Consider the following 17,790-nt stretch of genomic DNA (forward strand, 5'->3'; position numbering starts at 1 on the left):
AATAAGACAGACGCTTTAATGATACATAACGGTAAAAGGGCAGGTTCATGTTTTTCTTAAAATAATGAGAAAAATAATATTTATTCAAATGGAAATGATTTGAGACCCTTTCTAAACTTAAATCCGGGTCCGTTAAGTGCAGCTCTAAGTAATCTAGGATCGATACAAACCTCTGATCTACTTGATCTTTAATGCCCAGGTTTGCCAAACCGCTTTCAGGATTAAAGATAATTTGCAGTGCTTGAAATAATAGGTAATGTAGTGTAAAAGAAAAATTCCCTTCATCATTCTTAATTCTATTAATGATCTCATGAAATAAAGAAATGACTTCTTGGAAGTTTTTTGAATGGAGATGTGATACATAAGATCCTTGAGCCTTTTGATAAACTATATTCTCTTTCAGCGATGATGAACTCGAGGAAAAGTCATCCATAATATGTCCGCTGATGTGAAGAATGATGCGTTCGTATTGATTAATATCTTTAACATTAGCCTCATGAACTGCATAGGGAGGGATTAACACAATATCTCCTCTTCTTAGGAAATATGTTTTTCCCTCACAGAAAAATTCACATTCCCCGCCTAGAAATACGAGGAACTCATACACATCATGGCTGTGCAGTTGAAACAAAGTCTCTAACTGAGAAAACTTCTCCGCTGATTCGTTATATTTTTTAAGACGACTTTCGGATTGATACTTTTTGTTGAAGTAGTATATCTCAAAATCTTTCCCCATTACTGGGATAAAAACCGGCCTCTCCATAATATCCCTCCTTTCGTAAAGCAACATTTACAATAATTCTAGCAATAAGTGCTATATATTTTAAACTTTTTGCTGTTATTCTATAACTGCAAGCGGTAACATCCATCTTTTTATGAGCATTTTCTGCTAACTAAAATAAATGGATATACCCAACATTGAGCATCCTACTGATTGAAATAGAAAAGTTAAATCAAAGTAAAAATTAAATGAATTTATTTCGAGCATATCTTATTAGGGTGAACAAGATTAGGAGGTATTAAAGTGGAATCTAACCATAAGCAACCCAATTTAGAGGTAAGAGTTAAGAATATAATTGAAGTGGACGGATTAAAATTTAAAGATTTGAATAATAGCGGGAAATTGGAGCCATATAAGGATTGGCGATTGAGTCCTAAAGAACGTGCGGAGAACCTAGTTTCATTAATGAATCTCGATGAAAAGGTCGGTATGATGCTGATTAATACCCGCCAAATGGGGCTTACTCAAAAAGATAAGAGTAAGACAAGCCATGATGGCGTTCTAGATGAAGGGATTGTTGAAAAGGGCGAAACCATTTTTGCTTTGGAAAAGGTTTATGGCACAACGCATACGATTGAAAACATGCATTTGCGCCACTTCATTCTACGAGATAACTGGAGCCCAGCTCAAATGGCAGAATGGGTCAATACCATGAATGAAGTATGTGAGGGATCACGTCTTGGTATTCCTTGCTTAATAGCATCTAATTCAAGAAACGAAAATACAGAATTCATCTTTGGTATGAATGACGCAGCCGGAATTTTTTCGACTTGGCCTGGAACATTAGGACTTGCTGCTGCAGCAAAAGGGGAAATCAAAAATGGCGGAGATGCTTCCCTTATCAGCCAATTTGCTGAAATAGCACATGATGAGTGGGATGCAGTCGGAATCAGAAAAGGTTATATGTATATGGCTGATACAGCTACTGATCCTAGATGGCAGCGGACGTATGGTACATTTGGGGAGGACCCAGAATTTATTTCTGATGCGATCGGCCGGATCATTGACGGATTCCAAGGTGAAAACGTGGGAAAACATAGTATCGCGATGACAACCAAACACTTCCCTGGCGGCGGGGCAAGGGAAAATGGATTTGATCCGCATTATGCAGAAGGAAAGTGGAACTTATATCCAACACCAGGCAGCTTAGAAAAATATCACTTGCCACCGTTCCAAGCAGCTGTAAACCATGGCACTTCATCGATTATGCCGTATTATTCGATTCCAAGTATCAAGAAAAGTGTGGTTCAGCAATTTGAAGGGAAAGACATTCCATTCGAAGAAGTGGGCTTTACATTTAATCACTATTTTATTAATCATATCCTTAGAGAAAGACTAGGATTTAAAGGCTATGTCAATAGCGACAGCGGCGTCACAAGTAAAATGTGCTGGGGTGTTGAAGACAAGAGCGAGGCTGAGCGTTTTGCCAAAGCTGTTAACGCAGGTACAGATCTTGTCGCTGATACCAATGACATTACGAACCTTAAAAAGGCAATTGAAAATGGCTGGATTAGTGAAAAGCGTATTAATGAAGCCAATGTAAGACTTCTTACCGAGATGTTTGCGCTAGGACTATTCGATGATCGCACTTATGTTTCACCAGAACAGGCTGCTTCAGTTGTTAGTAATCAAGCGAATTGGGATGCTGCTTATGAAGCTCATAAAAAATCGGTAACGATTCTTAAAAATTCTAACCAGACCTTACCATTAACAGCTGATAAGCTTGGTAATCAAAAGGTTTATGTAGAAGTGTTCCACAAGGAACCAGAGCGGGCAACAGCTTATACAGAAAAAGCAAGACAGGAATGTGTTGAGCTTGGTCAATTTACTTTGACTGATAACTATGAAGAAGCTGACATTGCGATGCTATTCTTAAGTCCAAAATCTGGAGCTTATTTCAATGCAACCCCAGGACTGTTAGAACTTGAAATCTGTGAAGATAAAACAGAAACTGCTTTGGATGGAACTACCTATCAAGAAACGACTTTAAGTGGAATGGACCATCTAAAGGAAGTAGCGGACAGTATTCATGTCCGTGGTGGAAAAGTCATTATGAGTGTGAATGTCATTTTGCCATGGATCCTTGGAAATATTGAACCTTTGGCAGATGTCTTAATCGCTGGTTACGATACTTACTATAAGGCTCAGTATGAGGTAATGGCGGGCAATTGCCGTCCAGTAGGGGTATTACCGTTGACATTGCCTGCAAGTGAAGCTGTTATTGCGGTTGATGAAGAGGGTAATTGTGTGTCAAGAAATGATGTACCGGGCTATGACAAGGACAAATATATGCCTGCGGGACTCGAATATGCTTATAAAGATAGCGATGGAAATGTTTATAAACTTGGTCATGGTTTAACCTATTAATTATAAATAATAACGGAGAAGGGCTGCCTAATGGGCAGCCTTTTCTTCATATTGATATTGCATGAGGCTGGGTTCAAATTGAATCAAGATAGGACAATAGTAACGAATACGTACATAATAAATTCCTAAATATATAAATACTTTCAACGCTGTTTAAATGGGTATAACACAATCATAAAAGGAAAATGATAATCTGCTATCATTTTTAGGGAGGAAAAGTAATGAAATGGAAGGGAAGACGAGAAAGCTCTAATGTTGAAGAGCGGAGGGGCATCGGCGGCAAAACTATTATTGGCGGAGGTATAGGCAGTATCATTATAGTGCTCCTCATTACACTGCTTGGCGGTAATCCGGGTGATTTAATCAATAACATGTCAACAAATAATGGTTCAGAAACCACCACTCCATATCAAGAGTCGGCGCAAGAGAAGGATGAAGCGGATTTTGTATCTGTTGTTCTAGCGGATACAGAGGATGTGTGGGCTGATGAATTTAAAAAAAGAGGGCTCACATATGAAAATCCTAAGCTCGTTTTATACACAGACAGCGTTCAGTCAGCCTGTGGGTCTCAAAGTGCCGCAGTAGGTCCATTTTATTGTCCAGGTGATCACAAGCTGTACATTGATTTAAGCTTTTATCAGGAACTAAAAGATAAATTCCAAGCACCAGGAGACTTTGCCATGGCCTACGTAATAGCTCATGAGGTGGGCCACCACGTTCAGACTCTGTTGCATTCGGGAGATCAGGAGCCAGCAGCAGTGAAGCGGACCAATGAATATTCCGTACGCTACGAATTACAGGCTGATTATTTGGCGGGAGTTTGGGCTCACTACGCACAAGGGAAAGGTTATCTTGAAAAGGGTGACCTTGAGGAGGCACTAAATGCAGCAAACGCGGTAGGGGACGATAATATTCAGAAAAAAGCCCAGGGCTATGTTGTTCCCGAGAGTTTTACACATGGTACTTCGGAGCAGCGAAAACGCTGGTTTAATAAAGGGTTTAAGACCGGCACCATTGAGGGCGGGGACACATTTAACGCAGCAAATCTTTAAACTCAAAGCATACTTAGATAGTAGAGGATGAATCTGGAATGCCTGCATATTCCCACGATTCATCTTCTTTTTTATAGGCTCTGTTAAACGAAATTGGTGGTTTTTATACTCTGTAGATTGGAGCGGAAATCTACAGCCAAATTTAACAGAGCCATTTTATAAATTAGAGTAGTTATTATAAAAATTTGTAGAAAAAACTCGAAATATGGACAGAAAATTTAGAGACAAATCGAATTTTACTAATAGGTAGATAGTTCATATAGAGGAAATTGATGGTAGTCAAAATGCTTAAACTTCATAGAGAGATAGGAGAAAAGTTTAATTATGATCAATGAGATACATACAACGGGGGAATTTATACTAAGCAGAAAGGAAACATACGGTAAAAACAAACAAATCAAACCTGTCCCGGTTTTTACCTCAAGAATGGAAAAACGTGAATATTATAAAACCGTCTATTTGTTTGATATACGTAATGTATTGGATGTTAGCGGTTTATTAAAAGATATAAGTGAAAATTTACATACATATGTAAAACAGGTTCAACAATGGATTCAAAAGAATCCGATAAAAAGACTTATGGTTACGGGGATTTTTACCGTAGTTCTTGGACTATATACCATTAATGCGAATGCAGCTTATATTCAGGAATACACGTACCAAGTGAAAAATAATGAAAAAATTGAGGAAATCGCAGCCAAACATGGGGTGACCGTCCAAGGAATATTGGATGCAAATGGTCTGACCTCTATTACGGGCAAGAAGATTTTACTGCCAAAGGTTGAAGACAGAACCGTCACGGCCACGACCTTAAACGTACGGTCTCAACCAACCACTGAAAGCAGTATTATTGGGAAATATAAAAAAGGTGATATTGTGAAGGTTTCATTTGTAGAAAACGGCTGGGCTGGCATTCTGATTAATGGACGGGTCTGCTTCGTAAGTGCAGATTATGTAATAAACCAAGAAAAAGTAGATACATCTATACTTGAATCAAAAGCTAAGATCATGTTTGTAACTGCATCGTCATTACGGGTGAGAGAAGAAGCCACAGCTAGCAGTGCTGTGTTAGGCTCGTTACAATATCACGATCAAGTGTTGGTGATATCAAGTGCGAATGACTGGGCAAGGATTAACTTCCATGGGAAAAAGGCATTCGTCAGTGAAACTTATCTTACGAGTAAAGACCAAGCTCACACAAATTCAACCTCATCTGTTTATGTGATAAAAGCGGGTGATACCTTTACAAAAATAGCTAAGGCGCGTGGAATTACGATAGAATCCATACAAAAACTGAATCCAGCTGTAGAGCCAGCTAAATTAAAAATTGGGCAAAAAATTAATATTCCTGCCGCTTTATCAAAACCAAGTCAAATCAAGGTTGAGGCCGAAATAGGCAGGGTGGATCCTAAGGGAACATTTCGTTTTATCACGACTGAAGGTCGCACTTATACTGCAAAAGCAACAGGAAAGTTGATTGATGAAGTGAAAAATACCCAAGGAAAAAGAGTTACCCTCACTCTGGAAGGAGTAAGGGGTCAACAATTAAATTTAATAGCCCTTCAATAAACGTCCATGGATAAAGACCCTATAGAATAAAACTATAGGGTCTTTATCTATAAGTCATCTGGATTAAAAGGGTTGTTGATAGGTATTTTAAACACCCCAAATTGAATGTTAAATGGTATTCCTAAAAGGATTTATTTTACAGTAGCTAGAATACATATAGATGATGCCAAAAATTAGCTCTTTTTTTGAAAAGGAGGAGTCCATTTGTCACAAGAGCAAATGAATCCAACAATTAAAAGAATAATAGATAACATTGAAAAGGTTATGATTGGAAAGCGGAATGTCGCAGAATTAAGTCTAGTGGCACTGCTTGCCGGTGGACATGTGTTACTTGAAGATGTACCTGGTGTCGGAAAAACGATGATGGTTCGTGCCCTCGCCAAGTCCATTAGTGCCAATTTCCGAAGAATCCAATTCACCCCGGATCTCTTACCCTCAGACGTTACGGGAGTTTCTATATACAATCCAAAAGAACTGGAATTTCAATTTCGGCCAGGTCCTCTCATGGGAAACATTATCCTAGCGGATGAAATTAACCGCACATCACCCAAAACTCAATCCGCACTCCTAGAGGGGATGGAAGAGGCAAGTGTTACCATAGATGGCATAACCCACAAATTAAACCGGCCATTTTTTGTTATGGCGACACAAAATCCAATTGAATATGAGGGAACCTATCCGCTTCCTGAAGCACAGCTTGACCGCTTTCTGCTAAAAATGAAAATGGGCTATCCGGATTTGCAAGAGGAAATGGAAGTCCTCAACCGCGCCCAAAGGGTACCGCCGATTGAAGAGCTTACGCCCGTAATTAACCTCGAAGAAGTGATATCCCTTCAGAATGAAATAAGAAATGTTTTTGTCGATGATACCATAAAACGTTATATAGTCGATATTGTTAACAGGACAAGGGGGCATGGCAGTGTTTATCTTGGTGCAAGTCCAAGAGGTTCGATTGCCCTTATGAAGGCAGCCCAGGCCTATGCGTTTATGTACAATCGTGACTTTTGTCTGCCGGATGATATTCAGTATTTAGCTCCATTTGTTTTATCTCACCGAATCATCTTAAAGTCAGAAGCAAAATTTGAGGGTACCACATCAGAAGAAATTGTCAACCGTGTCATTGCAAGAGTACCTGTACCAGTTCAAAGGCTTGCGAAATAATCATGAAAAGATCCTTGATTCTTTTAAAAAAAGCAGGGAAATTTATTCTGCTGCTTATTTTGATTCTCCTGACTTTTTCATATGCCATGTTCGAAGGAGGGTTTGTCAGCTGGTTCCTATTTTATAGCTTTCTGCCATTTGCTATGTATTGCATGGCTTTATCCATGTATTCCTTAAATGAACTTGAAATCACAAGGATTTTGCCAAAGAGTGACTTTAATGCAGGGGAAGCCTTAAGGGTAACTATAAACGTAAGACGCACGAATTCCTTTCCGTTGTTTTTTCTGCTTATCGAAGATCGCTTAGAGGAACCACTGAAATCAGCCCAACAGTCTAAAAAAACAAAAGCCCTCCTCCTGCCAGGATTCAAAAAGGAATTTTCTTATGAATATATCATCGAAGAACTGCCGCGCGGTGAACATTTTTTTCGTTCTTTTACAGTTAAAATTGGGGACCCTCTAGGATTGTTTGAAAAAGAAAAGACTATCTCTCAAGAAGCGAAAATAATTGTCTATCCCACCTATTCCGAGTTTTTTTACAAGCCGTTTGAAAACCAATTCGATCAAGGTCTTACTGCATCGAGAGAATGGGTGCAGCGTGATACTTCCATGGCAGCCGGGGTAAGAGATTATCAGCCGGGTGACCGTTTTTCATGGATTAACTGGAAGGCGTCCGCAAAACGAAATGAAATTATGACAAAGGAATTTGAGCAGCGGCAATCACATGATGTGGTTGTGATTATGGACTGTGCACCGGATCAACACTTTGAAGCAGTTGTATCCTATACAGCTTCGCTTGTTCGAGCGGTTTTAAAGACGGGAGCGCAGACGGGATTCTTAACCTATAGCAAGGACAGGGTGTACTTTCCGATTAGCGGCGGAGAACCACACCTCAGACAGCTCTTCTATCACCTGGCGAAAATTGAGGCCAGAAGCTTAAGACCGTTGGAACAGGTCATTGAAACAGAGGGAATGTTTGTTCAACAAGCGGTTTTCTTTATATTGGTCACGGCCCAGTTGACCAAACCATTAATTGAAAAGGCAAGTTTTATGGGGCAAAGGAAAGGGGCGATCACTCTTTTTCTAATTAAAGGAAGTAAGGAAGCTGCCTCAGACAATGAACGCTCATTGATTTCAATTGCCCATGCCCGCGGAATTCGAGTCGTTATAGTGAATGAGGGCGAACAAAGGTCAGCCTTTTCGGTGGTGGGCTTATGAGTATGAAAAGGGATATTCCTACGTTTCTTCTATACGTGTTCAGTTTTTTCTTATTATGGGAATGGCTTCGACCGGTTAACCAATTAACCGATACTGGTAATATGGGCATCTTTATTATTTTTTTAATTATTTCTTTTACCGCATCCTTTTTAAATCTCAAGGTAATCTGGCAATCGATCCTGATGCTCATTCTTATCCTATTTTCCATCCATCATCTTCACTATGAAGAAGGAATGCTTAACATCAGCTGGTTTTCATCCTTCATTATGGATTGTACGGATAATATCCGCTCTTTGGTTGGCGGACAGTGGTACGACTTAACGAATGAATTCCGAACCCTCTTGTTTTTTATCCTGCTAGGATTAATGGTATACCTTATTCACTACTGGATTTTAAGAAAGCAGCGAATATTTATTTTTTTCTTTTTGACATTGGTTTATGTTACAGTACTCGATACCTTTACAGCTTATAATGCGAAAACAGCGATTATTCGAACGGTTGTATCAGGATTTGCGGTTATGGGGATGTTGACCTATTACCGAATCATTCAAAAGGAAAGGGTTCATTATGATACTGCATTGATTCGCAGATGGATGATTCCCCTAGCCGTGATGATTGCAGTTAGTATTTTAGTGGGGATAGCTGCACCTAAAGCGGCGCCGATCTGGCCTGATCCAGTCCCGTATCTAACCGCTAAAAACGACAAGGCAGATCCATCCAGTGAAGAAGCGGGTCCGCACCGAATTGGGTATAGTACGGATGATACGGCTTTAGGTGGTCCGTTTGTTGGGGATGACCAAGCTGTATTTACCTATGAAGGTAATGGGGAAACCTATTGGAAAATGGAAACGAAGGATATGTACACAGGGAAGGGCTGGATTGCCTCTGGATCAACATTTTTACCTTTTAAAAAAGGGGATCTTGTCCCTATTTATTCGATTCCTGACGAAGTGGAAACGATCACAGAAACAGCCCGTGTGAATTTGGATGGAAGCTATAAATTTAATAATGTCATGTATCCGGCAGGGGTTACTAGGGTATTAACTATACAGCCTTCTAAACAGGATACAAATGAGTTTTTGGTCGATGGAAACAATGAGAAAATTAGCTTTGTAACAAGCAGTCAACAACCTGTAGTTCCTCAATTGTTTACGGTGGAATTTGATGTCCCAAAATATAAAGCTTCTGAGTTAGTAAAGACAACTTCGTTTCCTGCTGAAATGAACAGGGCTTTTTATGAAAAATATACCATGCTGCCAGTTAACTTGCCGCCGCGGGTAAAAGAACTGACAGAAGAAATCACAAAGGGAAAGACAAACTGGTATGACAAGGCAAAGGCGGTCGAAGCGTATTTTGGTAATACCGGATATAGTTATGATCAAAAAAATGCAGCCGTTCCTGGTGAGAAGGATGATTATGTGGATCAATTCTTGTTCGATACAAAAAGAGGATACTGTGATAACTTCTCGACTTCTATGGCGGTCATGCTGAGAACCATCGGTATTCCGACACGCTGGGTAAAGGGCTACACGGGCGGTGAGTCTCATTCATCCAGTAAAGAGGGTTCCGCGAAGCAGTTTTATGAAGTTACCAATAATAATGCCCATTCATGGGTTGAGGTTTTCTTCCCCAATTTGGGCTGGGTGCCATTTGAGCCGACGGTGGGCTTTTCGAATGAAGTTACTATCCATAATGATGTGAAAGATGATTCTACAATAAGTAACCAGCCTGTCACATCACCATCCGTGAATAAAACGCAAGAGGAGAAGAAGGAACCTGCTGAGCCTAAGAAGGATCTCAGCCAATCCAATGGGGTGAAAACAATGCTTAGTACCGTAAAGCTTTATTGGGTACGGCTTCTTTTTATTACTCTGCTCTTAGCAGGTATTGCGGGCCTTCTTTACCGCTTGCGCGGCCGCTTAGCTCCATATGGGATCTTGTTCTTTTATAAATTTATGAAAAAAGATGAAAATATTGGCTCTGCGTATTTGATTTTATTAGGTCAGCTAGACCGTTATGGATTAAAGCGAAAAGAAAATCAAACCCTGCGCAGTTATGCCTGTTATATTGACACGTTTTATTCAACCAGAGAAATGACCCGCTTAACAGCTCGTTATGAACAATATCTTTATCATCAAACTCTCCCAAAAGGGACTTGGGAAGAGACGCGTGAATTGTGGGAAAATTTAATTAAAAAGACAATCGCTTGACCGGAAAAACGCCTTATTGTTACAATAAGTTTTAAATTCAATGTCTAGCTCCAGGCGCCATCGGCTCGAGGTCACAAGCCAATCCGTCATGAAGGTAAAAACCAACCTTCCTGCCGGCTCGTCTTGTGCTTGTCGCCGAAGACTAAGCGCCTTGCGCTTTTCTAATAGGGTATGAATACCTTCATATATCCTCGAAAATAGGGTTCGAGAGTATCTACCGGGCCGCCGTAAATGGCCTGACTATGAAGGCGGAATTTTTTTAGTGATACTTTTGCGAGATAACTAGAATTCTGCCTTCCTGTTTATGTTGGGGAGAGAATTCTAGTTTTTTTTTATTTTTTCACATATTGGTAAAACTAGAAGTATTATTTAGAAATTGAGGGGTGGATGTTTTGACGGAAAAGCAAGATTTAATTGTTGTGTTAGACTTTGGAAGCCAATATAACCAATTGATTACCCGCCGCATTCGTGAGTTCGGCGTATACAGTGAGCTTCATCCACATACAATTACTGCAGAAGAAATTCGCAAAATGAATCCAAAAGGGATTATTTTTTCTGGTGGTCCCAACAGCGTTTATGATGAAAATTCATTCCGCTGTGATGAAGCCATTTTTGAAATGGGCTTACCGATTCTAGGGATTTGTTATGGCATGCAGTTAATGACCGTTCACTTTAACGGAAAAGTTGAAAAGGCGCAGCAGCGTGAGTATGGTAAAGCGACAATGGTTCTTGAACAGCCATCAACCTTATTTGCTGAACTTCCTTCCGAACAGACTGTTTGGATGAGTCATGGGGATCTAGTTGTAGAAGCACCAGAAGGGTTCACCATTAATGGAACAAGCCCGTCTTGTCCAATTTCTGCAATGAGTGATGAGAATCGTAAACTCTATGCGGTTCAATTTCATCCAGAGGTACGTCATTCTGTATATGGAAATGAACTGCTCAAGAATTTCGTCTTTAAAGTTTGTGAGTGCAAGGCGAATTGGTCAATGGAAAACTTTATTGAAACAGAAATGGCAAAGATCCGCGAGACTGTTGGTGACAAAAAGGTACTTTGTGCACTGAGCGGAGGAGTGGATTCTTCTGTAGTTGCCGTGTTAATTCATAAAGCAATTGGCGATCAATTAACCTGTATCTTTGTAGATCATGGGCTGCTTCGCAAAAATGAAGCGGAGAGCGTTATGAAGACTTTCTCTGAAGGTTTCCATATGAATGTAATTAAGGTTGATGCAAAGGAACGTTTCTTCTCTAAATTAGAAGGTGTATCAGATCCGGAGAAGAAGCGGAAGATTATCGGTAATGAATTTATTTATGTATTCGATGATGAGGCAGCTAAGCTTGAGGGAATTGAGTTCTTGGCACAAGGTACTCTATACACCGATATTATTGAAAGTGGAACAGCGACGGCACAAACGATTAAATCGCATCACAATGTAGGCGGTCTTCCAGAAGACATGCAATTTAAATTAATCGAACCGCTCAATACATTGTTTAAGGACGAGGTTCGTGCTCTTGGAACAGAACTTGGCATCCCTGATGAGATTGTTTGGCGTCAGCCATTCCCTGGTCCAGGTCTTGGGATTCGTGTCCTAGGAGCGATTTCAGATGACAAGCTTGAAATTGTCCGTGAATCTGATTGGATTTTACGCGAAGAAATCAAAAAAGCTGGGCTTGACCGCGAAATTTGGCAATACTTCACCGTACTGCCAGATATCCGTAGTGTTGGTGTTATGGGGGATGCACGGACCTATGATTATACAATCGGAATCCGCGCCGTTACTTCAATCGATGGGATGACATCAGATTGGGCACGTATTCCTTGGGATGTGTTAGAACTCATCTCGACTCGAATTGTGAATGAGGTGCCACACGTGAACCGGGTGGTTTACGATATTACAAGCAAGCCGCCTGCAACCATTGAGTGGGAATAAACTAAATAACCTATATTAGGGCAAAAATAAGACGCGCCGATAGCAGGCTCGTCTTATTTTTTATGCTTGCTTGGAGCAGACACACGATATGGCTTACCGTTCATGTCGATTTTTGGCGAATGGGGAAGAATTTTGGAAGGATTAAACAAAAATACGAACAATGCTATTTTTTTTATTAACATCGTTCGTATTTTTTGTTTACAAGCTGTTCATGACCTGTTAAAATAAAAAAGGAAATAAGGTAAATAATCAATTGCATCGTATAATATTGGGGATATGGCCCAAAAGTTTCTACCGAGCCACCGTAAATGGCTTGACTACGAGGCAGTGTGAAATAAAGAGGCATTCTTTTCCTCTTATATTGCACGAGCCTATAGTCATACTCCGGTAGAATATACCGGGGTATTTTTTTGCATAATAAAGAAAAGATTTATAGGGGGAAAAGAAATGCAAAAGTATTTTGAGTTTGAAAAACATGGCACTAATTATCGCCGTGAATTTATTGGGGGATTAACGACTTTCTTAGCGATGGCATATATATTGGTGGTAAATCCCTTAACATTATCACTAGCTTCTATAAAAGACTATCCAGATGCCCTTAGAATGGACTATGGTGCAGTATTTGTAGCTACGGCCCTTGCCTCTGCCCTTGGATCTATCGTAATGGGACTACTTGGAAAGTATCCACTCGCATTAGCACCTGGTATGGGATTAAATGCTTTCTTTGCTTATACAGTTGTTTTAGGGAGTGGAATCCCTTGGCAGCATGCACTCGGTGCTGTTCTTATTTCCGGTATATTTTTTCTTTTACTAACACTTACTGGACTTCGTGAGAAAATCATTAACGCAATTCCAGTTGATTTAAAACACGCAGTTGGGGCGGGTATTGGTTTGTTCATTACCTTTGTCGGCTTACAAGATGCTAAAATTATTGTAAATAATGATGCAACACTTGTTGGTTTAGGTGACTTAACTTCAGGTCCTACGCTTTTAGCTATATTTGGGATTGTTATAACGGTTATTTTGATGACAAGAGGCATTAATGGTGCTGTTTTCTATGGTATGGTCATCACGGCTATTGTGGGGATGATTTTTGGTGAAATCAAGATGCCGACTAAAGTGGTAGACACAGTTCCAAGTTTAGCGCCTACGTTTGGTGCAGCCTTTTCTTCCTTTGGAGACAGTTCATTTTATACTACATCCATGCTTGGTATTATCTTAACTTTCTTGTTTGTTGACTTCTTTGACAATGCAGGGACACTTGTAGCTGTAGCAAACCAAGCGGGAATTATGAAAGACAATAAGCTGCCACGTGCCGGCCGCGCTTTAATTTCAGATTCGATTGCTTCAACAGTTGGTGCGATTTTGGGTACTTCGACTACGACATCGTATATTGAGTCATCAGCAGGTGTTGCTGCTGGAGCAAGAACAGGATTTGCATCTCTTGTAACTGCTGGACTATTTATCTTATCAATCTTTTTCTTTCCATTATTATCAGTGGTTACATCATCTGTAACAGCACCAGCTTTGATCATTGTTGGGGTATTAATGGTATCGTCATTAGGAAATATTGATTGGAAAAAGTTTGAAATTGCTGTACCTGCTTTCTTAACAATGATTGCGATGCCGCTGTCATACAGTATTGCAACCGGGATTGCAGTAGGGTTTATCTTCTACCCTATTACAATGATTGTAAAGGGCCGTGTAAAAGAGATTAACCCAATCATGTACCTATTCTTTGTAATCTTTGTGTTATATTTTATCTTAAAATAATCAAATACTCCGAGGGAACTGTGACCATACAGTTCCCTTTTTGACTATTGGGGCGATTATAGCAGACCTCGATCATTTATTCGAATATTTGTCGAACAATGTCGTTGACTTCCTGTTTAACCTCTTATAACATGAAAATAGTAAGTGTTTGCAGGAGAAACGGGGGTGAAGGTTTGGCGAACCTATTAATCGATAAAGTATTAAATAACAATGTATTAATTGCTGAACACCCTTCCTTCAAAGAAGTTGTCTTGATTGGGAAAGGTATAGGGTTTAATCGAAAAAGAGGCGACTATATAGAAACAGAAACTGTTGAAAAGCTCTTTGTTTTGAAAGATGAAAAGGAGCAAGAAAACTACATTAAATTGCTTCCATTTATTGATTTAGATTATTTAGAAGTCATTATCTCTGCGATTGATATAATTAAACAGCGTACACACACAGATTTAAATGAACATATTCATGTAGCCCTCACAGATCACTTAATGTTTGCCCTTACAAGATCATCAAAAGGGATGGAAATGCGGAACCCGTTTTTAGTCGAAACAAAAGCTCTTTATCGCCATGAATATGAAATCGCTTCAACAGTGGTGGATTACATTAGTGATAAGACTGGAATCCATTTACCCGTTGGTGAAATTGGGTTTATTGCTTTGCACATCCATAGTGCGTTGACCAATAAAAATTTATCGGACGTTAATCAACACTCACAACTTGTCAGCAAATTGGTCAACATGGTTGAGGAGCAATTTGATATTGGAATTGACAAGGAGAGTATTGATTACATGAGGCTTGTCCGCCATCTCCGTTTCGCTATTGAACGTGTGATAAAAGCTGAGAAGGTTGAGGAACCAGAAAAAATTGCAAACCTATTGAAAGTTGAATATCCAGTGTGTTATAATCTCTCATGGAAGCTCATTAAAGTGATGCAGCAAACATTAAAAATGAAGGTCTTCGATGCAGAAGCCGTTTATCTAACGATGCATTTGCAGAGACTTCAAAACAAATTTAAATAGCACTTATTATTTTTTACGTGTTACTGATTCGATCAGGCATGAGTGAAAAGTATTAATTGAATTGAAGGATTTGGGGTAGTCTATACCTAAACTTCGTTTCAATAGTACTTTTACTCATGCCTTTTTTGTTGTTTTTTACCTATTGTGTAACCGCTTTATGAGCTAAAAAATTTCAGGAGGTCATTTAAATGAAAAACGCTTTTGGTACATTACAAAAAGTCGGAAAAGCACTTATGCTTCCGGTTGCTCTTTTACCGGCTGCGGGAATCTTGCTTGCAATAGGTGCAGCGTTAGTCAATCCGGCATTATTGAACCTAGCACCTTGGCTAGATAATAGTGGAGTTGCAATGGTTGCATCTGTTATGAAGAATGCCGGGGATATTGTTTTCGGTAACCTGCCGCTGTTATTTGCCGTTGGTGTTGCTGTGGGTTTAGCTGGCGGTGAAGGAACAGCTGGACTAGCAGCGATCATTGGTTACTTAATTATGAATGTAACGATGGGTACAGTTTTAGGTATTGATGCGAAGTCCATTAATGGAACAAGTTATGTAAGTGTCCTAGGTATCCCAACTCTTCAAACTGGGGTGTTCGGCGGTATTATTGTTGGTATCCTCGCTGCAACTATGTACAATAAGTTTTTTGAAATCGAGCTTCCATCCTATCTAGGATTCTTTGCGGGAAAACGTTTCGTTCCAATTATCACAGCTGCCACAGCAATTATTCTTGGATTAATCATGTTAGTTATTTGGCCGCCAATCCAATCTGGATTAAACGCATTCTCTAACAACATGGTTAATGCGAACCTTACTCTTTCTGCGTTTATTTTCGGGGTAATTGAACGTGCATTGATTCCATTTGGATTACATCATATTTTCTATTCACCTTTCTGGTATGAATTCGGAACGTATACTACTAAAGCGGGTCAGGTTGTTCACGGTGACCAGCGGATCTTTATGGCTCAGATTTCAGACCATGTAAAAAATCTTACTGCTGGTACATTTATGACTGGTAAATTCCCGTTCATGATGTTTGGTCTTCCGGCAGCTGCATTAGCAATTTATCATGAAGCCAAGCCTGAAAAGAAAGTATTTGTTGGTGGTTTAATGGCTTCGGCTGGACTAACTGCTTTCCTAACAGGTATTACTGAACCGATTGAGTTCTCATTCCTATTCGTTGCGCCAGTATTGTTTGGTATTCATGCTATTTTTGCTGGTTTATCATTTATGGTAATGCATCTGTTAAATGTAAAAATTGGTATGACATTCTCTGGTGGTTTAATTGACTATGTACTATTTGGTTTAATTAATCCACAAACACATGCTTGGCTTGTAATTCCAGTTGGTCTTGTGTTTGCTGTTATTTACTACTTTGGTTTCCGTTTTGCAATTCGTAAGTTTGATCTTAAAACACCTGGTCGTGAGCTAGAGGAAGAGGATGGCGAACAAACAGCAGGAAAGGCTGCAGGTGGAGATTTAGCTTCTAATATTCTAGATGCTATGGGCGGCAGGGATAATATCGCTAATCTTGATGCATGTATTACACGTCTTCGTGTATCAGTAAAAGATATTAAAAATGTTAACAAAGATGAATTAAAACGCCTTGGTGCTGCAGGTGTACTTGAAGTCGGTAACAATATTCAAGCAATATTTGGGCCGCGTTCTGAAACCATTAAGGGTCAAATGAAAGATATTATGTCAGGAAAACGCCCTCGTGCAGCAGCAGTGTCTGAACCACAGCAGACTCAGACAACTCCTACTGACGTTATGCAGGCTGCGCGCCAAAATGAAGTATTTGCTGCACCTCTTAAAGGAGAAATCAAGTCTATTACGGAAGTGCCTGACCAAGTGTTTGCGGGTAAGATGATGGGTGATGGTTTTGCGATTGTGCCTTCAGAAGGTATGGTGGTATCACCAGTTAACGGTAAGATTGTTAACTTGTTCCCAACTAAACATGCGATTGGCATTCTTTCTGATACTGGACGTGAGATCCTTATCCATGTAGGTATTGATACGGTTAATTTAAAAGGTCAAGGGTTTGAAACATTAGTAACAGAAAATGAAATTATTGAGCAAGGTCAACCGCTCTTGAAGTTCGATATTAACTATATAAAAGAAAATGCAACTTCTACTATTACACCGGTTGTGTTCACAAACTTAGCTGAAGGTGAAAAGGTGGTGATTGAGAAGACGGGTCAAGTTAATATGAAACAAGAAGGTATTGTTAAGATTACGAAGTAAATTTGGTGAAGAAGCCGGCCTGGATGGCTGGCTTCTTTTTTTATAGTGGAGAATTAACGTGCTTTTTTAAAGAAGGGGAATAGAGGACAAATAGAGAGGTTGTAAAAAGCGGTTTGTCTTCAAGAAGAATAAAGGAAAAATTGATTTGAATTAATGATTTCTATTAATGATTTCTATTAATGATTTCTATATGTCTGGAGGTATAGCTAAAGGCCATTTTTAAAAACATATTAAAAGAAATAAAAATTTAGTATTGACCCAACCAGGTCATGGTGGTAATATATTAAAGCAGTCGTTGAACGAGGTTAATAACACTTTGAAAGAAAAAAAGTAGTTGACTCGAATTTAACGACGTGATATATTAATAGAGTTGCTTCTGAAGAGGCACCGAAAAAATGATTGTTCTTTGAAAACTAAACAAACAAAAACGTCAACAAACAATAATATTAGTTTCTAGATGAGACTAAGCCAACGTA

The 17,790-nt window shown here is 39.5% G+C and carries 11 protein-coding genes and 2 riboswitches; of the genes, 10 read left to right on the plus strand and 1 reads right to left on the minus strand.

All coding sequences use genetic code 11. The annotated features are described in order from the left end of the window. Positions 1–763: AraC family ligand binding domain-containing protein (locus tag V7266_RS03330; protein WP_335465798.1), on the minus strand; the 763-nt coding region annotated here is incomplete at its 3' end. Between the two features lie 261 nt (positions 764–1,024). Between V7266_RS03330 and V7266_RS03335 the strand changes: the two genes are divergently transcribed. The 10 genes from V7266_RS03335 (at position 1,025) to ptsG (ending at position 17,314) form a co-directional block, all read left to right on the plus strand. Then, positions 1,025–3,148 carry a glycoside hydrolase family 3 protein gene (locus tag V7266_RS03335; RefSeq protein ID WP_335465799.1) on the plus strand — a complete coding sequence of 708 codons (2,124 nt, stop codon included), beginning with the start codon at positions 1,025–1,027 and terminating at the stop codon, positions 3,146–3,148. Between the two features lie 221 nt (positions 3,149–3,369). After that, positions 3,370–4,200, plus strand: coding sequence for a KPN_02809 family neutral zinc metallopeptidase (ypfJ, locus tag V7266_RS03340; RefSeq protein WP_335465800.1), 831 nt, complete (start codon positions 3,370–3,372; stop codon positions 4,198–4,200). Between the two features lie 324 nt (positions 4,201–4,524). Then, positions 4,525–5,769: an SH3 domain-containing protein gene (locus V7266_RS03345; protein WP_335465801.1), complete on the plus strand. Its 1,245-nt coding sequence runs from the start codon at positions 4,525–4,527 to the stop codon at positions 5,767–5,769. Between the two features lie 219 nt (positions 5,770–5,988). Then, on the plus strand, positions 5,989–6,930 hold the full coding sequence (locus V7266_RS03350; RefSeq protein ID WP_420491312.1) for an AAA family ATPase: 942 nt from the start codon (positions 5,989–5,991) through the stop codon (positions 6,928–6,930). 2 nt (positions 6,931–6,932) lie between these two features. Then, positions 6,933–8,147, plus strand: a complete 1,215-nt coding sequence (locus V7266_RS03355) for a DUF58 domain-containing protein (protein ID WP_335465803.1) — start codon at positions 6,933–6,935, stop codon at positions 8,145–8,147. Continuing rightward, on the plus strand, positions 8,144–10,357 hold the full coding sequence (locus V7266_RS03360) for a transglutaminase TgpA family protein (RefSeq protein ID WP_335465804.1): 2,214 nt from the start codon (positions 8,144–8,146) through the stop codon (positions 10,355–10,357). Before V7266_RS03355 ends, V7266_RS03360 begins: the two co-directional genes overlap by 4 nt. A gap of 161 nt (positions 10,358–10,518) precedes the next feature. Further along, a riboswitch (purine riboswitch) is annotated at positions 10,519–10,620 on the plus strand. 129 nt (positions 10,621–10,749) lie between these two features. Next, positions 10,750–12,288 (plus strand): glutamine-hydrolyzing GMP synthase, encoded by a 1,539-nt coding sequence (gene guaA / locus V7266_RS03365; protein ID WP_335465805.1) that lies wholly within the window; start codon positions 10,750–10,752, stop codon positions 12,286–12,288. 238 nt (positions 12,289–12,526) lie between these two features. Next, positions 12,527–12,628, plus strand: a riboswitch (purine riboswitch). 107 nt (positions 12,629–12,735) lie between these two features. After that, complete coding sequence (locus V7266_RS03370; RefSeq protein ID WP_335465806.1) at positions 12,736–14,061, plus strand: NCS2 family permease; 1,326 nt, start codon at positions 12,736–12,738, stop codon at positions 14,059–14,061. A gap of 131 nt (positions 14,062–14,192) precedes the next feature. Continuing rightward, the gene (glcT, locus tag V7266_RS03375; RefSeq protein ID WP_420491310.1) at positions 14,193–15,077 is read left to right on the plus strand and encodes a glucose PTS transporter transcription antiterminator GlcT; all 885 of its coding nucleotides are present in this window, start codon (positions 14,193–14,195) and stop codon (positions 15,075–15,077) included. A gap of 188 nt (positions 15,078–15,265) precedes the next feature. After that, positions 15,266–17,314: a glucose-specific PTS transporter subunit IIBC gene (gene ptsG, locus V7266_RS03380; protein WP_335465808.1), complete on the plus strand. Its 2,049-nt coding sequence runs from the start codon at positions 15,266–15,268 to the stop codon at positions 17,312–17,314. Positions 17,315–17,790 lie beyond the last annotated feature (476 nt).

This window comes from Neobacillus drentensis, assembly GCF_036965645.1.
In the GTDB taxonomy this organism is placed as follows: domain Bacteria; phylum Bacillota; class Bacilli; order Bacillales; family Cytobacillaceae; genus Neobacillus; species Neobacillus drentensis_D.